This is a genomic window from Bacillus sp. M5A3_1b (genome assembly GCF_053345335.1).
In genome coordinates, this window is the sequence record NZ_JBKEZY010000002.1 from 76,017 (window position 1) to 96,303 (window position 20,287).

The window sequence follows — 20,287 nt, forward strand, 5'->3', positions numbered from 1 at the left end:
TACTATACGATATAAAAACAGGGGGATTTATCATTATGAAAGACATCAATCAACATTGGGAGAGCATTTATTATCACTTACGATATGAGTATGAGGACAACCTTTCTCACCAAGCCATTCGTATTTTACAACTCATTTCTCGTGAGAAAGATATAACAATTGGAAAAGTCGCTACTGAGCTTAGTCTCTCTCATAACACAGCATCAGAACACGTAAAGCGCCTTATTCAAAAAGGATTTATTATAAAAGAAAGAAACAAACAAGATGAAAGGGTCGTAAACCTTACTTTAACGAAAGAAGGCATTGAAATATTAGAAAAGCATACTTTACTAGATAAAGAAAAGATAAAAATATTAGAATCACAGTTATCAAAAGAAGAACAACAATTAATTGAAAAAGCCTTTTCGTTATTAGCGAAGGAGGCAAAATATGCATTTCCTCGTTAAAGTAATCGTTTCTGCACTTATTATTGGCGTTATTACTGAAGTCGCTAAACATTATAGTACGATAGGCGGCTTTATTGCTGCCCTTCCTCTCGTTAGTTTACTGAGCCTATTTTGGATTTCTTTAGAAGGCGGGAACAAACAAGAATTAAGTCAATTTGCTATAGGCGTATTATATGGATTTCCTGCATCCGCACTACTACTATTTATCGTCTATATTGGTCTAAAAAACTCATTTTCACTTAGTACATCTGTCCTGTTTGGTATAGGTGTTTGGTGTATCGTTTTTGCTTGTCAAAAATTATTTCAAGCTTAGTTAGGAGGGTTTATTATTTATAAATTTGTAGAGGTATTGGAGCAAACTATAGAAGTATATACAAAAGGAAGTAGTAAACAAACGATAGTTATTCAGACCGGAATGGGTTGCTCATTTTATGATTGGCTCCCTATTATAGAAAAACTTTCACAACATTTTACAGTCATTTCATACCATCGCCCAGGTTACGGAAAAAGTGAACTAGGAAATTATTCGCGTACTACAAGACAAGCGACAAACGAACTTCATATGTTACTACATGAACTTGCTATTCACGAGCCTATCATTTTAATCGGTCATTCCTATGGAGGCTTATGTGCACAACATTTTGCGATGTTACATGAAGATAAGCTGCAAGCACTTATTTTAGTTGATTCTACTTCTATGAACTTACACCGATTAGATGAACTGCATTTACCAATTTCTGATCAAACGGATTCGGATGATATGTGGATTCAAAAATATAATACATACTCCAAAATGGATATAGACATGCTTAATACTGAACTAAAACCTATACTCATTGATCAATCTAGACAGTACATTGAATTTTCTACCTCGCCTCTATTATATAAAGCGACAGCTTCTGAACTATGTGAGTGGAAAAATTGTGCCCGCTCAATAAAAGAGCTACATAAAACATTAAAAACACCTTTAATCGTTATCGGTAGAGACCCTCAATATTCTATTACTCAGTTGACTGAAGGCGGCATGCCAAAAAAGGAAGCGATACAACTAGAAGCAATGTGGCAAGAACTAATTCATGAACAATTACAGCTCTCAATACATAGCCAATATATACTTGCCGAACATGCTGGTCACGGAATTGAAATTGATCGACCAGATATTATTATTGAGGCTGTTCAATCTCTATAAATAAAAAAAGGAAGCAACTAAAGCTGCTTCCTTACTTATCTATTCATAATCTTCTTCATCATCGATTTCTTCATAATACGAATTCCCATTACTTACATATATAGGGCCATTCGCAACGTCAATACGTAATACCCATGCCCATGGCACAGCTAAACGCTTATGTATTGCTCGCCAAAAGCTCATTGATTTTCTTTCGTACTCCTGGAACTCCTGAAGTAACTCTTTGTAGGAGGAACCGTCTAACTGAATATTTGCTTCTAACAAACGAGAATGGGCATAGTACTGCAGCTCTAGTTCAGCAGCAATTTCCATTTCTTCTTCCGTTGCCATACCAATAATTGCTCCATCTGCTGGTACAATTTCAAATACGTTCTGAACTTCAATAAGCCCTTCTTTCTCTTTCTCAAACATGTAAACAGCCTCCTTTAACACATATTTTTTATGTTACAAAGTCATACTTCTACAATAACTTCTCCCTTTCCTCTTTTTTTGATAAACTTTTACAAATTATTTATCTGACAATCTGTAGACTGTATTCTTTCAGCAGAACTGAAACAATTATTATCAAAAGTTAATTTATACACGTCAGGCATATGAAGGGTTTTCCAAAACTGAAAATCATATTTCGAGTCAAAATAATTCATTAGTAATACCATAATATTCCCATGAGTACCTATTACAATATTCTTATTTTCATATTTTTTTAATATATTTTGCATACATATTACAGCACGCCTTTGCGCTACATCATTCGATTCTCCGCCTTCGTGTGCAAAATCCCAATCTTCCCACACTTTTTGGACCGCATCATTAAAATCTGTTACTGGCTCTTTACTTAATAACCTTTCTCGTAAATCTTCTTCTATTTGTATCGATATATTATATGTATTTGCAATTCCTTGTACCGTTTGAATCGCTCTTTTATACGGACTAGAAATCACAACATCAATATGCTTATCTTTTAATAAGCGTGTTACATTCTCTACATCTAAGTGCCCTTTTTCAGATAAGGGACGTACCCTTTCGTCTTTTGTATATATAGAGTGAGCATGGCGAACAAAATATATTGTCGTCATTCATTCATTCCCCCTTTTCTGTTTCTATCCAAATTCAATACATTACCATCAAATCCCTTTACCTTTATAATAAGTGCTGTCAAATTTGAATGTTGATTTTCATATTAATAAAAGGGAAACACCTCTATGGTATTTCCCTCATTTAAAATAGACTACATTCAATTAAATACTTTATCAATTTTATTTCTGTCGTATTCTAATATCCAATCATTATATGTATGATAAATATCTCTAATTGTATTAGGAGAGGTAGCTAATACATCACAACCTCTATCATCATAAACGTGAAATATAGTATTCTTGTTAATATTTATGAAATACACCCTATGAAAAATACGCGGTTTTATTCCCATATCTTGATTACAAATTGCTTTTAGCATAGGAATGTATTTCAAGTCTGAAACTTTACATTTCAAAGTATATCTATGAGTTTTATATACCCCGTCTTCATCGTCTTCTGGAAAAATATAAGGGATTGTATTTTTCTGTAACTTAAACAAATCGGACTTCTCTTTTACATACTTAGAAAAGATATTCAACTTGTGTTTGAAAATTTCACCGTCTGCATAGTCATTTACATCCACTACGATATAAATATCATCTTCTGTTGCATGTAAAGACTGAAATAAAGTAATCGCTCTATTATAAACGCCTTCTAAATATGGGCAGTTTTCATAAATGTTATTGCAATCATAGTTCACACCTAATCTAAAGCGAATACCAATATCCCCATTATAAAATAGAGGTGGTCTAAGTTCTAAATTTGGAAACGTTTCAAGCATATACTCATTCAACCTCATCTCCACACCTACCTTTAATAGCACCTTGTTTACATAATAAAATTATTCTATTATAATTTATTTTTGAATTCCTCACTTGTTATAATGTCTCGAATAAAATAATCTACATTATTTCTCAGCTTTTGATATGCAACTTGCTCTTCTATATCGTTAAACATAATGACAACTTCTACTTTATTCCCTTTCTTATCTGTAGTATACAAGCTTTTTGTCAATACGAATGCGGTAGAACCACCTTTTTGACCAGCATATTCGAACTTACTATTTTTAACTGTTCCTTTGAAAATGTTCTCGATTTCTTCTTGCATTGATTTTGGAAAATAATTTCTACTATTTATTTTTTCCATTATACTCATATAATCTTTAGCGTTTGCACTCACTAATCGATCTGACCAAATTCGCTGAAATTCCATATCTACCTTTAATGGAATATCCCGTTTTTTCCATTCTTCTTCATCTTTCATCCATTCATGAATTTGTAATACATGTTTATTATACTCATCCTTTGACATGTTACGTATCATTTCTAATGATTGATTTTCTGGCTCATGAAGCTCTTTTTCTACATACCCTCTCATATATAGTGAAGCAGTATACGAAGAGAATTTGTCATGACTAGTAAGCTCTAATTCTTTTATACTTTCATTTACCCTTTCTATTCCAAGCTTATCTAACAAATATGTTGTATTTGCATTAGAACTATAATGAATCATCCCTTTAGCGACTTCTTCTAAAGCTATCTGTCCATTTTTCATTAACGCTCTCGCTTTGGCATCTTCTAACCAGTCAGGATGCGCTCCACCATCAGTGTTTTTAACGTAATATTTTTCTAACTCCTGCAATGAAATTTGTTCATCCCGACTTATTTTTCCTTCTGACACTTGCTTAGCAAATTCAACTGCTATTACAATTTTGGCCATACTCGCTAATGGCAATTTTACATCTTCATTTATAGATGTTACTACTTCCCCATTTTTTCTAATTAGTAATGAACATGTTTTATCACCTTTATGCTCTTTTATGTACTGTAATACATAATTAGGATCTTCTTTTGACAAATAGTACTTCATAATAAAAAAGAAAGCTATAGCGGCTACTATAATAATTCCTGCAACAATTCCTATAATCTTTAATATGTTCACATTATGCCCCCCTTTACTAAGTTCCCTACTATATAATTATAACGAATCTAATTACAAAATTATACAAAACAGAGTGACTCTTCCTAAAAAAGAAAGAGTTACTCTATTTCACATGATGTTATTTGTCCATTTAACGTAACGACTATATTTGAGTCGCCACTTTCTTTAGCACCTTTTAATCGATTGGAGTTAGGAGGACCAATGACAACTGACTCCTTAATTTGCGAAAGGTCCTTTCCTAATTTTTCTGCACTTACACCGTATGCAGCTTGAAATACTTCTGGCGGAGTTAATCTAAGTATGTCTGACCCTTCTGCTGTTTCAAACTGATCGTTATTGAAGAACAAATGTAATTGTACTTCTTCTGTTATCGCTGTAATCCAATGCCACCATCCCATTGGAATAAAGACGGTTTGCCCCGCTTTTACATGATAATTTTGCAATTGATTCGTTTCCGGATTTAAGATAGATGTAATTGCTTCTCCTGATACAACAACATCTAATTCCCACGCATTCGGATGCCAATGTGGTTCCCGCATGTGCCCTTTTGTCATAAATAAATCGACAAACGCTCCACCGATCATTGCTGGTAACTGCGTTGACGTAACTTCATAGGCAACGTTTTTCTCATCTCTTTTAAAAAAGATGTTTTTTCTCGAATCAAAGAAAAGGTTTGGAGTTCCTGAACTTTTCTTTAAATTTTTATTATCTGGAACATAACCTGAACTACTCATTTTATCCCTCTTTTCCACTCCGAACATTTCTAGTTTCACACTGTATCGTATGGAAAAAATGTATGAATGTGCCTAATCATTCACATAACAAAAAAACATGCCTTCATGATGAGAGCATGTTTTGTGATATTATTCACATTGTTTAGTTAAAAAATAAACTTTTTACTTACCATGATGTAACATTAAATCACTAAGTTCTTCTTCAATGTGATTTAATTTCGCAACGCCTTCTTTCCATTTATGAATATAACGTGAAACCCCAACAAAAAACAAAACAATAATTGTGGAAAGAATAATACCATATACGATTGCTACAGTACTCATAGTTACACTTCCTTATAATTAGTAATGTGGTTATTAGTTATATTTTTATTATAAACCTTTTTCTTTTAAAATACTTCGATTTCAACTTTTTGTAACAAAATTGATTTTTCTAATATTTCGTTCGTAAAAATGGCATATTTTTCACAAATTATACAAAACTTCACCATATGTACTATTACCATATGAGTTATATTATTTAATAGGAAAAAGGGGATGATATACTATGACGACTTGGTTTATTGTTATGTTAGTTGTATTTGGGGCATTTAAAATTATCGTTTCTAGCCTTCCCAACTCTGTTATTGAATCCATTATTAGTAAGTACGAAACACATCCGCAACTTGAAGAAGAGAATGCGACTGTTACAATCAATGGAAATAACTTAGAAGGCGAACAAAAATCCAAAATTATTCATGATTTTAACGAAGGTTTATTTTTAGATCGCTATTATGCACCGCCACACAATGAGGGTACGCCTTTAATTATCAATGCAAAACGTGGCAAAAAAGATTTTACATTTTATATTTATAGTCATGAAGAGCATGTTGATGTTGTAAAGCAACATAAAAAGAAGGTCGTTGCTTATAGTTTACGCTCTAAAAACCTTCAAAATAATGATATGTTCGTGTCAGCTGATTTAGCTTAATACCCATATATAAAAGGAATCCATGACATATGGATTCCTTTTTACTATTCACTGAAAAATAAGTTCTGTCTTCAGACTATCTTTCGGTAACAACCATCCTTTTTGTTCTAAACTCTTCATTAATAATTCTCTTTGTTTTGTTGCAATACTTTCCTCTTTTGCTTTAAACGACACTTCTATTACGAAATCATCTTCTATTTTCCCTGTATTACTTAATGACCAAACTTCAATATTCGTTTTAATATTTTCAAATTCAGCTGTATACCTTTTCATTAATACAGGCCCATAAATACGAGAATTTTTGAGCATTTCTTCTCCCCAATTCGTATACAACCATTTGTTCATTTTCCCTGGCAACTTTTCTATTAACATGTTTTGAGCAGCTCGTTCGTTTGGTAAATCAAGTACTCCATATCCTTTAGCACTGTAGCTTTTCTTATTTGAAATACTTAACGTTTTCTTCTCAAATCCCCAATCTATTTCCGCATCATAGTTATCGGTTTTACTATCAAATCCATCATTTTTAGCTACTTCTAGTGCATCTTGAATTACACCGTTTGGAATAGGATATCTTTTTTTATATGTTAGCTCAAAATCTTTACTAAATTCTTTCTTTCGAATTCTCGCAAACCAACCTTCCTTACTTAAATTTTTATTTACCGTATCTAAAAATTGCACTTGTATTCTTTCATAATTTGTACCAGCCTGGAAATATTCTAGTACCTCTTGATTTATCTCTTTGTTATAACCTAATACTTGTTCGGGTTTTAATAATAACTTCACTTCAAAACTAGGTGTCATTGGACTGGCAGCAAACCCTTCCTTAACGTTATAAAGGAAACAACAAAAGAAAATGCTTACGAATACAAATACTTTTTTCATATACCTATCCCCTTTACATTTTAAATGACTTCTATACGTTCCATAGTAAGTGAATGTACATTTTCATACCCTGCCGTGCTAAGCTTTTTCTGTAATCGATCCGTATCCTCTTTCAAAGCGTGTACTAAAACCGTATGTTCTGGTAATAGTGTATTTAACATTGCCTTAACGTCACTTATACTTTGATGAACTTTATAAGGAACTCGCTTCACCCTACATTCTTTATTTACACGTTCTTTCATAACCTTTTCTGCAAAACTCCCTTTAGCAATATGTCCTGTAAATATAATGGAATTTCGTTCTTCATGCCGAAGTTGTTCATAATATAACTGTGCTCGTTTCGTTTGCATATTCGCATCACTCATTACAACTATTCCATAACTATTTTGCGTACAGCTGTCATAATCCATAGCGATTATGTTTCTTTTTAAACTCTCCATAAGCCCTTCAAGTTCTTCATTATTTTTGAGCCAATCTTTATATGCGAACATCTGTTGGAATCCATCCAAAATTTCTTGATCTACTATAATGGGAAGTTCTTTATATTTTTCATATAAATACAATACGATATCTTGCGCCCTACCAAGCGGTGGCAATGGTAGTAATGCTATTCCTTTATTTTGCGCAACTCGTTCAATTTCTGCACACAGTTCGTTTACTCTTTCATGTTGCGAAACATCCTCAGTATGATAAGCGGCATCTACGATTGCAACTTTTATATCGCCGCGCAATTTCTCAGGTAAATTGGCTCGGAGTATGTTAGACTCTGCTGAATAGTCGCCAGAATAAAATACATATGTATGACTCATATCCACTAAAAACCAAACAGCCCCTAATACATGTCCACTATACCCCCATTGAAACCGTAATGTAGGAGTAATCTGTACCCATTCATTCGGATTACTAATTTCATCAATATATACATAATTTAAATCTTTAACATTTTGGTCGTTATAAGGCACATTCCATCCTTGCGTTAAATTATAGTTTCTCCATTTTTCATAATAAGCGGGAAGTTGCTCCTTCGTATAACGAGTCGTCCAAATTTTTTTCTTATATCCATACTTCGCTAATAAAGGTAAGCCCATCGTATGATCTTCATGAATATGTGATAAAAATACTGCATCTAAAAACGGTACAACTTCCCTCTCTATTTTTGGATAACTATCCTCATATGATCGATTAATACCACAATCAAATACTATTTTCGTCTCTTTATTTTTTACAAAGTAGCAAGAACGACCGTATTCTCCCGCTCCTCCCCATACTTCTATCCTCATCATGCTACCCCTTTTCGTTTTTGCTCCATATGTTGCAGAAGTAATAAACATATTGTTGTAAGTCCAACTGAAACGACAGCCATTGCCATGCCAATAGATACTTCTCCTTGTTCAAATTGAGCAAAAATAAATGTTGCTGAAGTTTCTACTGATGGAGGCAGTACAAGAAGGGATGCTACTAACTCTCTTATCGAGATTGTAAATGTCATCGCCCACCCAGCAAGAATGCCCGGGATAATAAGAGGTAATATTATTTTTCTAAAAATATAAATATAATTTCCAGAAAAAATACTTCCTGCCTGTACAAGAGAATCATCAATTTGCCCGAGCGATGCTTTTACATACTGCACCGTATAAGGTAAAAAAAGAACGACGTACGTTACGATAACCATGACGGGTGTATTGTAAATTGACATGGGCATATAGGGTGAATTCCAAAATAAAATAAGCCCTACAACCATCACGATTCCTGGTACCATATTCGGTAACATACCGCACATATCAAGCCACTTTTCAGAGGACTTTTTCCCTTTTCGAATCATAAGCGCCAAAAAGACTCCAATAGTAGCAGCAATAATCGCTGTTATAAGTGAAAAAAGAAAACTGTTCCATAAAGCCTCTAATCCTGGAGATCCAATTGTAAACAATGCTTCATAATGGCTCGTTGTAAAGTTGTTTATATGTAAGCCGCCGCCTCTTAATTTTGACAAAGAAGCAATCAGTATAGAAAAATACGGGATCCCAATTGATACAATTAATAAACCAATTACATAAAACCATGCTACAACCCTTGTAAATATAGACAAAGTATACCTTTTAGATTTCACGCCTTTTCCACTAACCATTGCATATGAATACTTTCGATTCAATACATTTTGCATATACCAAATGAGCATACATGCACTAAGCAATAAAGAAGATAATGCTGTTGCACTACTAAAATCAATCGGCCAACTCGAAATAAATTTATGAATCTCTGATGTTAATACATGAAATCCTATTCTACGTCCGAATGTAGCCGGTGTTCCAAATTCAGCAATCGTCTTTACGAAAATAAGTAAAGCACCCATTACATAACTTGAAACTAATAATGGCAATATTATTTTTCTTAAACGGTAGAAAAAGCCTCCACCATGAACTGCTGCAGCTTCTTCTTTACTACTCCCAATTTGAAGTAACGTGTTTTTCAACATGAAGTAAAGAAATGGGAATAAATGCAGACTCATAATTAAAACCATACCACCTAAACTGAAAAACGAAGATGAAATCATCTTTAGCATCGGGAAAAACTGCTCGAAATAGCCGTTCGGTTGCATGAACAAAATCCAGCCCATCGATCCAATATACGGCGGTGTCATAAATGGAATCATAAAAACAATATCCAATTTACTATACTTTCCAACATCTGTTTTGCTCATAATGAACGCTAATGGAAATGCAAATATGGTTGCTCCTATTACTACGAGTACACCTAGGAGCATTGAGTTTAGAAAAATCCCAGCTAACCCACCATTCTGCATCACTTCAAAAGGCTTTAAAAAATTCCAACTACTATTTTCATATACACTAGAAAATAAAATGAGAAAAAGCGGAATGACGATTAACATCGCCACAAGTAACAGCGCTACCGTCATTCCAATTTGCCGTACTGATACGAATCGATTTACCATGTAATCACCATCTTATTGAAATACTTTCTTAAATTGTTTTCCTATTTCATCTTGTTCTTTCTCAACTGTTTTCCAATCAATATTTAATACTGGAATCTCTTCTACATTCGGTCTATTTTCAGCTTTTATATCTGTTCTGCCCGGTAATAAATACGCTTTAGACACTTGTTTTTGCACATCCTCTGATAATAAATAATCAATAAACTCTTTTGCACCTTCTACATTTTTACTATCCTTCATAATCCCTGCTGCACGCGGGCTAATAACTGTTCCGCTTTTTGGATACACAATATCAACCGGTTCACCCTTTGCTTTTGCACTGTACGTCATATAATCAACACCCGCAATGACCATATCTTTTGCACCTGTTACAACTGGATCTAATGCTTCTTGGTTTGCCCCCGCTACTGTAACTTCATTTTTCTTAAGCTGTTCAAATAAATTCCATCCATCTTTCCCGTTCTTTTTCACGTATCCAGTTACAAAGTCTAAAGCTGAACCTGAAAGTGCTGGATCTGGAAGATTCACTTTTCCTTTCCATTCCGCTTTCGTTATATCACTCCAATCTTCAGGCGCTGTCTTCACATTTTTTGTGTTATACACAATTCCTAACGCTGAAGCACTATATCCAAAATAATGTCCTTTATCGTCCGACCATTCAGAACGAAGCTTATCAGCTTGTTTCGCTTCTTTATAAGCTAACGTTTGCCCATCCTTTTTTAATCCTTCCATCGCTGGTAATGAGGCAAGTACGACTACGTCAACGACTGGATTTTTCTTTTCAGCTTCCATTCTCGCTAAAATCTTACCTGTTGTTCCTTGAAACATTTCTACTTTTATACCTGTTTTCTTTTCAAAGTCCTTTTGAATCTTTTCTGCTAATCCTTTTGGTCCTGCACTATATACAACAATTTTCTTTTCATTCGTATTTTTACTTTTTGCATCTGCATTTCCTGTCTTTGAACTACACCCTGTTACTACAGCTGAAAATAATAAAGTACATACAAATAAAGACTTAAGCGAACTGAATTTCTTCATAAGATTCTCCCCCTATATGATGAATACATTTTTTTGGCACATATAACGATACTGGTTTACCGATGCTTAATTTACTATTGTGATAAACTGTCCATATCCCAAGTACACCCATGTTTACTTTCATTTCATACCGTTCTCCTACATATGTAACGTGCTGAATTTCACCTGTATACATTTCGCTCACTTCATTTTTCGTCCAACTTACATGTTCTGGACGAACCATTTGTTTCCCCTCTACAAGCCAATTGGCTTTACCAACAAATTTTGCAACAAATTCATGAGATGGCTTCACATAAATGTCTTCTGGTGTTCCTTTTTGTAATACTTCTCCTTGTTTCATGACAATAATTTGGTCTGACATTGACATCGCTTCTGTTTGGTCGTGCGTGACATACAATGCCGTTAAACCGATTGAATGAACGATGTCCATAAGCTCTAATCGCATTTCTTCTCGCAAAATTGCATCGAGTGCACTCAGCGGTTCATCAAACAAAATAAAATGCGGTTTTGTTACAATCGCTCTCGCAAATGCGACACGTTGCTGCTGTCCACCAGAGAGTTCATGCGGATATCTTTTCTCCATCCCTTGCAGGCGAACTCGCTTTATTGCATCTTCTACTTTTTCCCGTAATTGATTCGTTTGCTTTGTAGCCCTTAAACCAAATGCAACATTTTCAAATACAGTCATATGCGGCCATAAAGCAAAATCTTGAAATACCATCCCGATATTACGTTCATGAGGAGATGTTCTTATTTTTTTGGTTGAAGAATACATGCACGTATCTCCAAAATATATTTCACCTTTATCTGGCTCTTCAAGTCCTGCAATCATTCTAAGTAAAGTCGTTTTCCCGCATCCAGAAGGTCCTAACAGTGTGGTGAATTCACCTTGTTTCATGACAATTTGTAACGGTTTTAACGCCTGCGTTTTTCCAAACATCTTTTCTAATCCATGAATTTTAATATCCATCGTTTCACCTCTCTCCTCTCACTCTTAACCTGCTTTCATTCTATCTGGAAGATTTATACTGAATGTTAATGTACTGTAAAGATTAAATTAAAAAACTTCTAATAAACTATTTATTTCTATAGATTTTTTCTATAGTTAGAAGAAAAAGGGGCAAATTGCCATGAATCTCTTAAAATTAGAAATTGTAGTGCTTATTAAGAAATATAAAAAGCTTACGATTGTTGCAGAAAAACTTGGTGTGAAACAGCCTACTATTACATTCCATATAAAAAGCTTAGAAGAGGAACTCGGTGTGTCTTTATTTGAATTACGTTCTGGAAGATATTTCTTAACAGAGGCTGGTGAGGCATTGCATCATTATGCTTGTAAAATAGATGCACTTATGAAAGAAGCTAGGCGGGTCACGCAAGAGTTTAAAGATTTTCATAAAGGCGCTATAACAATTGGCGCTAGTTATGTACCAGCGACTTATCTTTTACCAGAAATTATTCACCAATTTCAATGTGAATTTCCAAATATAAAAATAACACTTATGGTAAAAACAGCTCCTGAAATTCGAACAATGCTACAAAATCATGAAATTGATCTCGGGGTAATTTCTGCGGCACCGTTTGATGAATCACTTTTAAAACAGACGATTGTAATGCCTGATACACTTGTTCTTGTTTTCTCCAAAGAACATCCTTTTTCAAAAAAAGAAAATGTATCATTACAAGACATTGAAAAGGAACGTATATTATTGCATCGTAATCCATCTACAACGAGAGATTTACTTACAAAATGGATGTTAGCTCATAACATTACATTCCAATCCGAAATTGAATTAGATTCATTAGAAACGATGAAACAAATTTTAAAATACGGTAATGGTGTCGCTTTTATTTCTAAACTCGCTATTGAACAAGAAGTACAACGAAATGAACTATGCTACATACCTATCCCTGAATTTGAATTTCAGCGTAACATTTATACAATTCATCATGAGGACAGATGGAATTCTAAAATTATTTCTTTTTTACTACATAGCATCACTTCTTATGCAGAAAAAAGTTAAAAGGCTGTCGTTATACACGACAGCCTTTTAAACTACAACTCTATTTATTTTTCTTCGCTTCAATTTTTGCTTGTGCCTCTTCAGCCTTATCTAATGCTTTTGAAAATTTTTTCTCTTTTTCTTTCACATCATCTATACTATCGACAGCTTTAATGAGTTTATCGATTCCTTCTTCTTCTACTTTTCTCCGCTTTGCTACTCTTTCATTCACTTTCTCTTCTACATCTTTTGCTTTTTGAAGCATATTCTCTGCATTTGATGTTACAGCTGTTTCAAGTGCATCATCTTTTTTCATTTGCAACACTTCATTTGCAATGTCTTTCGCTTCTAAATACTTACCATCTTTTAATGCTGTTGCTCCGTGATCCATTTTCTCGGCCATTTCTTTATATGATTTCGCTTCATTTCCTGATTTTTCTTTTTCCGCTTTATCAAACCACATCGTTGCATCACTATATTTTTCATCTTTCAATGATTGCATACCTGTATCAATATATGTGTCATAATTACTACATCCAGCCATTACGACTAACAGAAAAAGCATAACAAAACTTAATTTTTTCATGATGTTTTCTCCTTTTCTTTGCCTGCTCACTTTACTGTAACACACATGAAAAAGAGTTTCAAAAACTAAAATACTAATTCGGTCATTTTTATTATGATAAGTCAAATTTTTATTATTTTCTTGTTTTTAAGCCGACACATCTACTTGTTTTTTCGCCATATGTTGCTTTACTCCAACTAATACAACTAACAATAAACCTCCACCTATCGTCATCATAACAATGCTAGTTGGCAACATATCTAATAATAATCCATATACAATCATACCGAGTGGCGCGATTGCAGTAGCAATTGTTTCAAGTAGACCAAACACACGTCCTAAGTAGCTCGGATCTGTCGTTTTTTGCATATGTACTTGCATCGGAATATTTACAATCATAATTGCTATACCCGTTAACATCATAAAAGCAATATAGTAAATAAAACTTGCCACTTTTGGAATCGTAACTAACAACGGGAAGACTGTACATAAACTTAAACCTGCAAACAAAAACAGTCCCGTATAAATAGAACGAAACGGATTATTCACTTCTTTACGCACTGATAAAGCAATCGCCCCCATTAGCATCCCGACCGCTAACATTCCCTCTACAGTACCGAGTTGCCTTGAAGATAAATGCAATGTATGGACGATAATATATGGAAGTGCAACGGTTAGCCCACACGCAAAAAAGTTTACCCACAATGCTATTTTCATTAAACCATATATTTCATGCTGTCGTTTTACATATGAAAAACCTTCTTTTATACTCGTCAAGAAATGCTCTTTACTCTCAGCCACTTCTTTTTTATATAAATCAAACACAATAAATAATTGCAAAATAACTGCTAAAAAGAATGTAATGCTATTTAACAAAAAGAACGACTTAATTGAAAAGAAACCAAATACAACTCCACCTATAATCGGCCCTAAAATATTTGATAAAGAAGCTGCCGTTTGATTTAAAGCACTCGCTTTTTGAATACGCCCCTCATCCACTAAACTCGGAATAGACGACGTTAATGCAACAGAATAAAAACTTGCACAAATTGATAATAATGCTGCTGAAATATAAATAAAAAGAAGTGATGGTCCAAATATAGTAGCAAGAATAAACATAATAAGCATCGTTAAACTACTTAATAAATCTGTACCAATGACAAGCCATTTTCGATTGACACGGTCAGCTACAGCACCTGCAATTGGACCACAGATCATCCTTGGAAGTGATCCGCAAACGAGCGTAATGGCAAACCCCATTCCTGAACCAGTTGTCTTTAGTACGTATAACCCCATTGCAAACGTATAAATACCCGCCCCTAACAAAGACGTCATCTTTCCAATCATCATTAAAATGATATTTCTCGTTGCAATCTTCATTCTTGAATCAGCTTGACCTATACTTACATCTTCCATTATGACACTCTCCCCTTAAAAGTTAAATTGTGTTAAACTTATTATATAATCAACTTTCCAATTATTACAACAAAAAGTTTAATTGTATTTAACTTTTTTGATTATAAAGGAGCTACAATATGGCAACTCTCGGAGAAAAAATTAAGGCATTACGAAAAGAAAAAAAGCTTACTCAAACAGCACTGGCAGGTTCCGAATTGACAAAAAGCATGCTTAGTCAAATTGAAAATGGAAAAGCTACACCTTCTATGAAAACATTACAATATATTGCAGAAAAACTTGAATGTGAAACGAGTTTTTTATTAGAAGAAGATGATGTAGAAATTGTAGCACTCATTCAAAAAATGGAGCCATTAATAAAAGCAAATAAATGCGATGAAGTATATGAGACTTTACTACCTATCGTTCAAAAAGAACTACCTCTTACTTTAAATACAGCACGTTTATATAAACATTTCATAACTGGAGCGGCTATTATGAACGATTATAATATTGAATATTACGTTGAAAAAGCTGTTTCTATATTTGAAAAATATACTTTGTATCGCGAAAGTACTGAAACGAAACTACTGTTTTACTATATGCTCTACAAACGGAAAAAATATAAAGAATGTTTACAGTTGATTACCAGAATTCGCGATGAATATAAAACGAAGAATTTAGAAATGGATCTTATTACACATATACAATTATATTTAAAAGAAGCAATTATTTTACTCGCATATGGTAATTATGAAAAATGTGAAAAAGTCATTTTAGATGCACTTGCATTTTCAAAAAAACATCAAGTGTATTATAAAACAGATGAATTTTACCGTATTTTATCTTATCAAAAAATCATTACAACTGATAAAGAAAGATATTTATATTACATAAAAAAATCTGAGCAATTTGCCATTTTTACAGAAGATACTTTATCCACTGCAAATATACATATATTAAAAGCTTATTACTACAATACCGTTACGAATGAATATACAATTGCATTAGCACATTTAGAACAATTCCGAGAAAAGCTAAAAGATGTACCAATTTTTCAAGACGATGGACTGTATTATCTTGAAAAAGGAAAATCTCTGTATGGTTTAAAACATTACAAGGAAGCTTTAGAAGTATTAGATCGTGCTATCATACCGGATTATATGAGTCATCCACTTGATCAATCGTGGTTATTAACAGCTGGATCTTATCGTGCCCTTTGCTATATAGAACTTCAAGATAAAAAATCTGCCTTGAAAGAAGCAAAAGAAGCAGTTCAAGCGATAAATAGCTATCCTGATTCCATCTTCTCTTCATTTATTAAAGAAACATTACAAATAATACAAAAACTTTAAGAATGTCTCTAAATGGTATATTATTCCTCTTTTTTAGCAAAGATAATAATGATGGGAGGAATATAAATGAATATTCAACGTGCAAAAGAGCTTTCTGTGTCAGCGGAGCAAGCTAATGTTAGTTTTCAAGGCATGCCTGTTACGATTCAACACGTCGACGAAAGCAACGAAACCGCCCGCATATATGAAGTAAAAAATCCAGGACGCGAATTAACGGTTCCAGTTAATAGCTTAGAGGAAATATAAAAAATGCCACTTCATTTTTTGAAGTGGCATTTTCTTTTATTATATATTGCATCACTAGTTTTTCGTTTTTAATAAACCGTACAACCCTATACAAATTACAATTAGACCTACTATGCCAAAAAACAGTTTTTCAAATAAATCTCTTGTTTCATGACTCCTCACATCTGCTATACTTTTGCTTTGTCTTTCAATTTCATTTTGCTCTGCTTCTACTCGCTCCCCATACACTAACAAACGATATTTGCTTGATGTATATGGTTCACACGTAAGTAATGTAACTTTATCTTTTCCTTTTATTACATTTAATTTATCAACTTGATTAGGGTTAATAATCTCACGGCCAACTACTTTATACTCTTGCTGCTTTCCAAATACCTTTACATAGAATAAGTCTCCATCAGTTAACCAATCAAGATGGCGAAACATCTTTGCCCCATGATAGCCTCGATGCCCTGCTAAAACAGCATGTGTATCTTTCCCACCAATTGGTAATGAAGTCCCTTCGATTTGCCCTATCCCTTTACTTAAGTTTTCTTGACTCGCCCCTAAGTAAATTGGCAACTCCTCATTTATTTTTGGAATAGAAACTGTACCAAATATCTCATCTTTATTTATAAAATTTAACGATTCCTTATTTACTTCAGCATCCTGAACAAATGGATCATTCATTTTGAAAGCAGCTCTTCCTAACAAACTATTATATGTTTCCATCTTCTGAAATTTCTCATTAACATCTTCTACTTTTAAATTATCAACCACTTTTTCGTAACGGATTACTCTCGTTTTATATACATAATTGTTTATATAATTAGCAACCAATGGATATAGAAATAGAGATAAACCTGCAAGGAACAATACTAAACTTATGAATCCCCTTCTCACACACTCACCACACAATACATACTATTTTCGTTTTTTTAAATAGATTGTTAGAAGGACAATGCAAATAATACCAATAGGAAAAACGATCATCCAATCTTCTAAAATGAAAGGTTTTGTAATCATTTCTTTTTCTTCAGCATCATATGGAACACGGTGTCCTCTCACTAGTAACCTATGCGTGTTCACTCCATAAGGGGTACACGTAATTAATGTTGCGTAATCTTGTCCTTGTACAACTAATAAATCTTCTGTCTCATTTGGTAACACAACTTTTATTTGATCTACCTGGTAGGCAAGCACTTTATCTAATGTATGAATATAAAATATATCTTTCTTTTCAATTTTGTCTAAATGAGTAAACATTAGCGCTGAAGGTAAACCGCGATGTCCCGTTAAAACTGTATGCGTATTTTCTCCCCCTATTGGTAATGAGGTTTCATTCAACTGACCAATCCCACGGCTTAACACTTCTTCTGTTGTCCCTTGATAAATTGGAAGGTTTACATCAATTTTTGGGATTTCAATATACCCCATAACATCACCAACATTTAACATATCCACAGTAGAACTTTTACGTTCACCATCCTTTTCCCGAAAAGGATCTGAAAATGTTTGCGTCGTATTTTGTACCTTCTTATTATACTCTCGTGCTTCCGTTTCTTTACGATCAATCTCTTCCTGCTCCAGCCCCTTTATCGCTTCATCATACGTACTTACTTCTGAATAATGTGTTCTTGTTGCAAACCAATTGCTTACAGTTGGATAGAGAAATATACTTAATCCTAGTAAAAAAATACTTCCAAAAATTATATTTCGTTTCATAATAGCCTCTTTCACTACGGATAAAATGTGGAAAAGAGGAAAGCAATATGCCTTTCCTCTTTTCTAAACTCAATTATTATAAACATATAAATTAAGAATTTTTTACAGGTTTTTTTCTAAAGAAAATAAATGTTGCTACCGCCATTAGTATAAGGCCCACTACTGTGAAGAGAATTGTACCCATACCACCTGTTGCTGGAATAATCCAACCGCTCTTATTATTCTCAACTTGTAGCTCTATTTTTTGGTGTTTTTCATCAATTGTAATATCAATCGGATCTCTTAACTTTTGATAGTGTTCGACTGCACCGTCTTTATCTTTATACTTTGGTGCTTCCGTCTCAACAATTTGATATTCACCGTACGGTATTTCATTCCATGTAATAATACCATTTGCATCTGTTATATCATTCATTTCTTTCCCATTAACTTTTATAACATTACCTTTTTTATCTTGTAATTGGAACTTCGCACCTTCTAATTTAAGCGTCTTATCCTTACCATCAACTTTTTCAATTTTAATATTTCCCGTTGTCGGTGTGACCACCACTTCATTAGATGGCTTTCCATCTTTTTCTGATGAAACATCATCTTTGTTTACAAAATCAAGTACTGCTTTGTTTGGAATTTTCACTCCAGATTCAACATCACTTTTAATTTTTGCAGTAATTTGTAAATGAAGCTCTTTTCCATTTATTTTTGAAAAATCTTCAATCGTAGCGGTTACTTTTTGGCCTTCTACAACTACTTTTACACTATCATCTTCAACTTTCTTTCCATCAATCATAACAATTGGTAGGCCTTTTATTTCCAAACGATCATCTAAAATATCTGTTACAACATATTTTTTATATGATTGAATATCTTCAGGAAGTAGTGTTTTAATATCATACGTATAATCTGTCTCTTTATTAATTCCAGCTACTTTTGAACCGTTATTTATACTTTTAGTAATGGTAGGTTCTTTATAGTTCTTTATATCATCCAGCTTAACTACTTCACCAGATTCCTTAATAGAGAAAGGACGCTCCTCTTTACTAGTTAAATAACCTGTTGGAGCCTTATGCTCAATAAAATAATAATAATCTCCATATTCTAGCGAATCAACACGAACTTTACCATCTTCCCCTGTTACTAATGAACTCGGTGTCTTAACTTGTGTACTTGTTCCATCTTTATTTTTTTTAAACAAATGGAACTCTGCATCTTTTAATACTTTACCGGCTTCACCTTTTTTTACGAATTCTACTGAACCACGTTTTGTTTCATTTTTAGGGTAAATATGAACATCGTAATTTAAATCTTTACCGTCTGCACTCGTCATTGGAATATCGACAATAAAAGTAGTCTTATCCAACGCAATATGTTTTGGACCTTCAATTGCTTTTACTTCATAACGTCCTAGCGGAAGATCTGTAAAAACAGCTTCCCCTTTTGCGTTTGTTACCTTTGTTATTGCAGCGTCTTTTACTGGTTTTGCATCTTCTTTTATAACAGTTCCATCATTTGAAATTTTTTCAAATGACTCAATTCGTTTAATTTCAAAAGTTACACCTTCTAAAGGCTTTACATCCTCTGGAACAACTTGTCCTTCTTTCCCATTACCTTCTGTATTAGTTTTAGAATCTTTACTTTGTTCAAATTTGTGAATCGTTAAAGTACCTGTACTCCTAGATTCCGCACTAACAATTATGTTAGATAACGTTGAAAAAGCTAACATACAGATTAAAAATAAACTAAAAATCTTTTTCATTGTCGTCCACTCCCTATCATTTTCATTACTTTTGTTATT

General features: G+C 33.5%; 24 protein-coding genes. 7 read left to right on the top strand and 17 right to left on the bottom strand.

Annotated elements, in window-relative coordinates; genetic code table 11:
• Positions 1-35: 35 nt before the first annotated feature.
• The 3 genes from ACLBWW_RS06535 to ACLBWW_RS06545 are packed head-to-tail and all read left to right on the top strand — an operon-like array spanning position 36 to position 1,635.
• Positions 36-446 carry a MarR family winged helix-turn-helix transcriptional regulator gene (locus tag ACLBWW_RS06535; protein WP_000651933.1) on the top strand — a complete coding sequence of 137 codons (411 nt, stop codon included), beginning with the start codon at positions 36-38 and terminating at the stop codon, positions 444-446.
• Positions 430-759, top strand: coding sequence for a DUF3147 family protein (locus tag ACLBWW_RS06540; protein ID WP_000545644.1), 330 nt, complete (start codon positions 430-432; stop codon positions 757-759). The genes ACLBWW_RS06535 and ACLBWW_RS06540 overlap by 17 nt, the downstream gene beginning before the upstream one ends.
• Before the next feature lie 36 nt (positions 760-795).
• Positions 796-1,635: an alpha/beta fold hydrolase gene (locus tag ACLBWW_RS06545; RefSeq protein WP_098222390.1), complete on the top strand. Its 840-nt coding sequence runs from the start codon at positions 796-798 to the stop codon at positions 1,633-1,635.
• Positions 1,636-1,674: 39 nt separating this feature from the next.
• Here the strand turns inward: ACLBWW_RS06545 and ACLBWW_RS06550 are convergent, their stop codons facing one another.
• From ACLBWW_RS06550 to ACLBWW_RS06580, 7 genes are all read right to left on the bottom strand, one after another.
• Positions 1,675-2,046: a hypothetical protein gene (locus ACLBWW_RS06550; protein ID WP_046959012.1), complete on the bottom strand. Its 372-nt coding sequence runs from the start codon at positions 2,044-2,046 to the stop codon at positions 1,675-1,677.
• Between the two features lie 89 nt (positions 2,047-2,135).
• Positions 2,136-2,711: a histidine phosphatase family protein gene (locus ACLBWW_RS06555; RefSeq protein WP_098222388.1), complete on the bottom strand. Its 576-nt coding sequence runs from the start codon at positions 2,709-2,711 to the stop codon at positions 2,136-2,138.
• 158 nt (positions 2,712-2,869) lie between these two features.
• Positions 2,870-3,511 carry a DUF3885 domain-containing protein gene (locus ACLBWW_RS06560; protein WP_098222385.1) on the bottom strand — a complete coding sequence of 214 codons (642 nt, stop codon included), beginning with the start codon at positions 3,509-3,511 and terminating at the stop codon, positions 2,870-2,872.
• 50 nt (positions 3,512-3,561) lie between these two features.
• Complete coding sequence (locus tag ACLBWW_RS06565; RefSeq protein ID WP_098222383.1) at positions 3,562-4,653, bottom strand: serine hydrolase; 1,092 nt, start codon at positions 4,651-4,653, stop codon at positions 3,562-3,564.
• A 98-nt stretch (positions 4,654-4,751) separates the two neighbouring features.
• Complete coding sequence (locus tag ACLBWW_RS06570) at positions 4,752-5,387, bottom strand: cupin domain-containing protein (RefSeq protein WP_048543359.1); 636 nt, start codon at positions 5,385-5,387, stop codon at positions 4,752-4,754.
• Positions 5,388-5,549: 162 nt separating this feature from the next.
• The gene (locus ACLBWW_RS06575) at positions 5,550-5,711 is read right to left on the bottom strand and encodes a hypothetical protein (protein WP_000108701.1); all 162 of its coding nucleotides are present in this window, start codon (positions 5,709-5,711) and stop codon (positions 5,550-5,552) included.
• A gap of 65 nt (positions 5,712-5,776) precedes the next feature.
• Complete coding sequence (locus ACLBWW_RS06580; protein ID WP_002011946.1) at positions 5,777-5,893, bottom strand: hypothetical protein; 117 nt, start codon at positions 5,891-5,893, stop codon at positions 5,777-5,779.
• A gap of 41 nt (positions 5,894-5,934) precedes the next feature.
• Between ACLBWW_RS06580 and ACLBWW_RS06585 the strand changes: the two genes are divergently transcribed.
• Positions 5,935-6,357: a YfmQ family protein gene (locus ACLBWW_RS06585; RefSeq protein ID WP_048543360.1), complete on the top strand. Its 423-nt coding sequence runs from the start codon at positions 5,935-5,937 to the stop codon at positions 6,355-6,357.
• Positions 6,358-6,405: 48 nt separating this feature from the next.
• Here ACLBWW_RS06585 and ACLBWW_RS06590 read toward each other — a convergent pair whose 3' ends face one another.
• The 5 genes from ACLBWW_RS06590 to ACLBWW_RS06610 are packed head-to-tail and all read right to left on the bottom strand — an operon-like array spanning position 6,406 to position 12,197.
• Positions 6,406-7,239: a hypothetical protein gene (locus tag ACLBWW_RS06590; protein ID WP_048543361.1), complete on the bottom strand. Its 834-nt coding sequence runs from the start codon at positions 7,237-7,239 to the stop codon at positions 6,406-6,408.
• 20 nt (positions 7,240-7,259) lie between these two features.
• Complete coding sequence (locus tag ACLBWW_RS06595; protein ID WP_048543362.1) at positions 7,260-8,522, bottom strand: MBL fold metallo-hydrolase; 1,263 nt, start codon at positions 8,520-8,522, stop codon at positions 7,260-7,262.
• Complete coding sequence (locus ACLBWW_RS06600; protein WP_098152096.1) at positions 8,519-10,189, bottom strand: ABC transporter permease; 1,671 nt, start codon at positions 10,187-10,189, stop codon at positions 8,519-8,521. Before ACLBWW_RS06600 ends, ACLBWW_RS06595 begins: the two co-directional genes overlap by 4 nt.
• 12 nt (positions 10,190-10,201) lie before the next feature.
• A complete protein-coding gene (locus ACLBWW_RS06605; RefSeq protein ID WP_048543364.1) occupies positions 10,202-11,227 on the bottom strand; it encodes an ABC transporter substrate-binding protein in 1,026 nt (341 codons plus the stop codon).
• The gene (locus tag ACLBWW_RS06610; protein ID WP_098078413.1) at positions 11,205-12,197 is read right to left on the bottom strand and encodes an ABC transporter ATP-binding protein; all 993 of its coding nucleotides are present in this window, start codon (positions 12,195-12,197) and stop codon (positions 11,205-11,207) included. The genes ACLBWW_RS06605 and ACLBWW_RS06610 overlap by 23 nt, the downstream gene beginning before the upstream one ends.
• 160 nt (positions 12,198-12,357) lie before the next feature.
• On the opposite strand from ACLBWW_RS06610, the gene ACLBWW_RS06615 reads away from it, so the two are divergent.
• Positions 12,358-13,251, top strand: coding sequence for a LysR family transcriptional regulator (locus tag ACLBWW_RS06615; RefSeq protein ID WP_046955139.1), 894 nt, complete (start codon positions 12,358-12,360; stop codon positions 13,249-13,251).
• 40 nt (positions 13,252-13,291) lie between these two features.
• On the opposite strand, the gene ACLBWW_RS06620 is transcribed toward ACLBWW_RS06615, so the two are convergent.
• Together ACLBWW_RS06620 and ACLBWW_RS06625 are read right to left on the bottom strand one after the other, a co-directional pair.
• On the bottom strand, positions 13,292-13,816 hold the full coding sequence (locus tag ACLBWW_RS06620) for a DUF4398 domain-containing protein (protein WP_048543367.1): 525 nt from the start codon (positions 13,814-13,816) through the stop codon (positions 13,292-13,294).
• Between the two features lie 126 nt (positions 13,817-13,942).
• Positions 13,943-15,211: an MFS transporter gene (locus ACLBWW_RS06625; RefSeq protein WP_048543368.1), complete on the bottom strand. Its 1,269-nt coding sequence runs from the start codon at positions 15,209-15,211 to the stop codon at positions 13,943-13,945.
• Positions 15,212-15,330: 119 nt separating this feature from the next.
• Between ACLBWW_RS06625 and ACLBWW_RS06630 the strand changes: the two genes are divergently transcribed.
• Positions 15,331-16,545 (top strand): helix-turn-helix domain-containing protein, encoded by a 1,215-nt coding sequence (locus ACLBWW_RS06630; RefSeq protein WP_048543369.1) that lies wholly within the window; start codon positions 15,331-15,333, stop codon positions 16,543-16,545.
• Between the two features lie 66 nt (positions 16,546-16,611).
• Positions 16,612-16,791: an H-type small acid-soluble spore protein gene (locus ACLBWW_RS06635; RefSeq protein ID WP_001025744.1), complete on the top strand. Its 180-nt coding sequence runs from the start codon at positions 16,612-16,614 to the stop codon at positions 16,789-16,791.
• A 54-nt stretch (positions 16,792-16,845) separates the two neighbouring features.
• Here the strand turns inward: ACLBWW_RS06635 and ACLBWW_RS06640 are convergent, their stop codons facing one another.
• The 3 genes from ACLBWW_RS06640 to ACLBWW_RS06650 form a co-directional block, all read right to left on the bottom strand.
• Complete coding sequence (locus ACLBWW_RS06640; RefSeq protein WP_048543370.1) at positions 16,846-17,673, bottom strand: class C sortase; 828 nt, start codon at positions 17,671-17,673, stop codon at positions 16,846-16,848.
• A 21-nt stretch (positions 17,674-17,694) separates the two neighbouring features.
• Positions 17,695-18,495, bottom strand: coding sequence for a class C sortase (locus ACLBWW_RS06645; protein WP_048543371.1), 801 nt, complete (start codon positions 18,493-18,495; stop codon positions 17,695-17,697).
• Between the two features lie 91 nt (positions 18,496-18,586).
• A complete protein-coding gene (locus ACLBWW_RS06650) occupies positions 18,587-20,248 on the bottom strand; it encodes a SpaH/EbpB family LPXTG-anchored major pilin (protein ID WP_048543372.1) in 1,662 nt (553 codons plus the stop codon).
• Positions 20,249-20,287 lie beyond the last annotated feature (39 nt).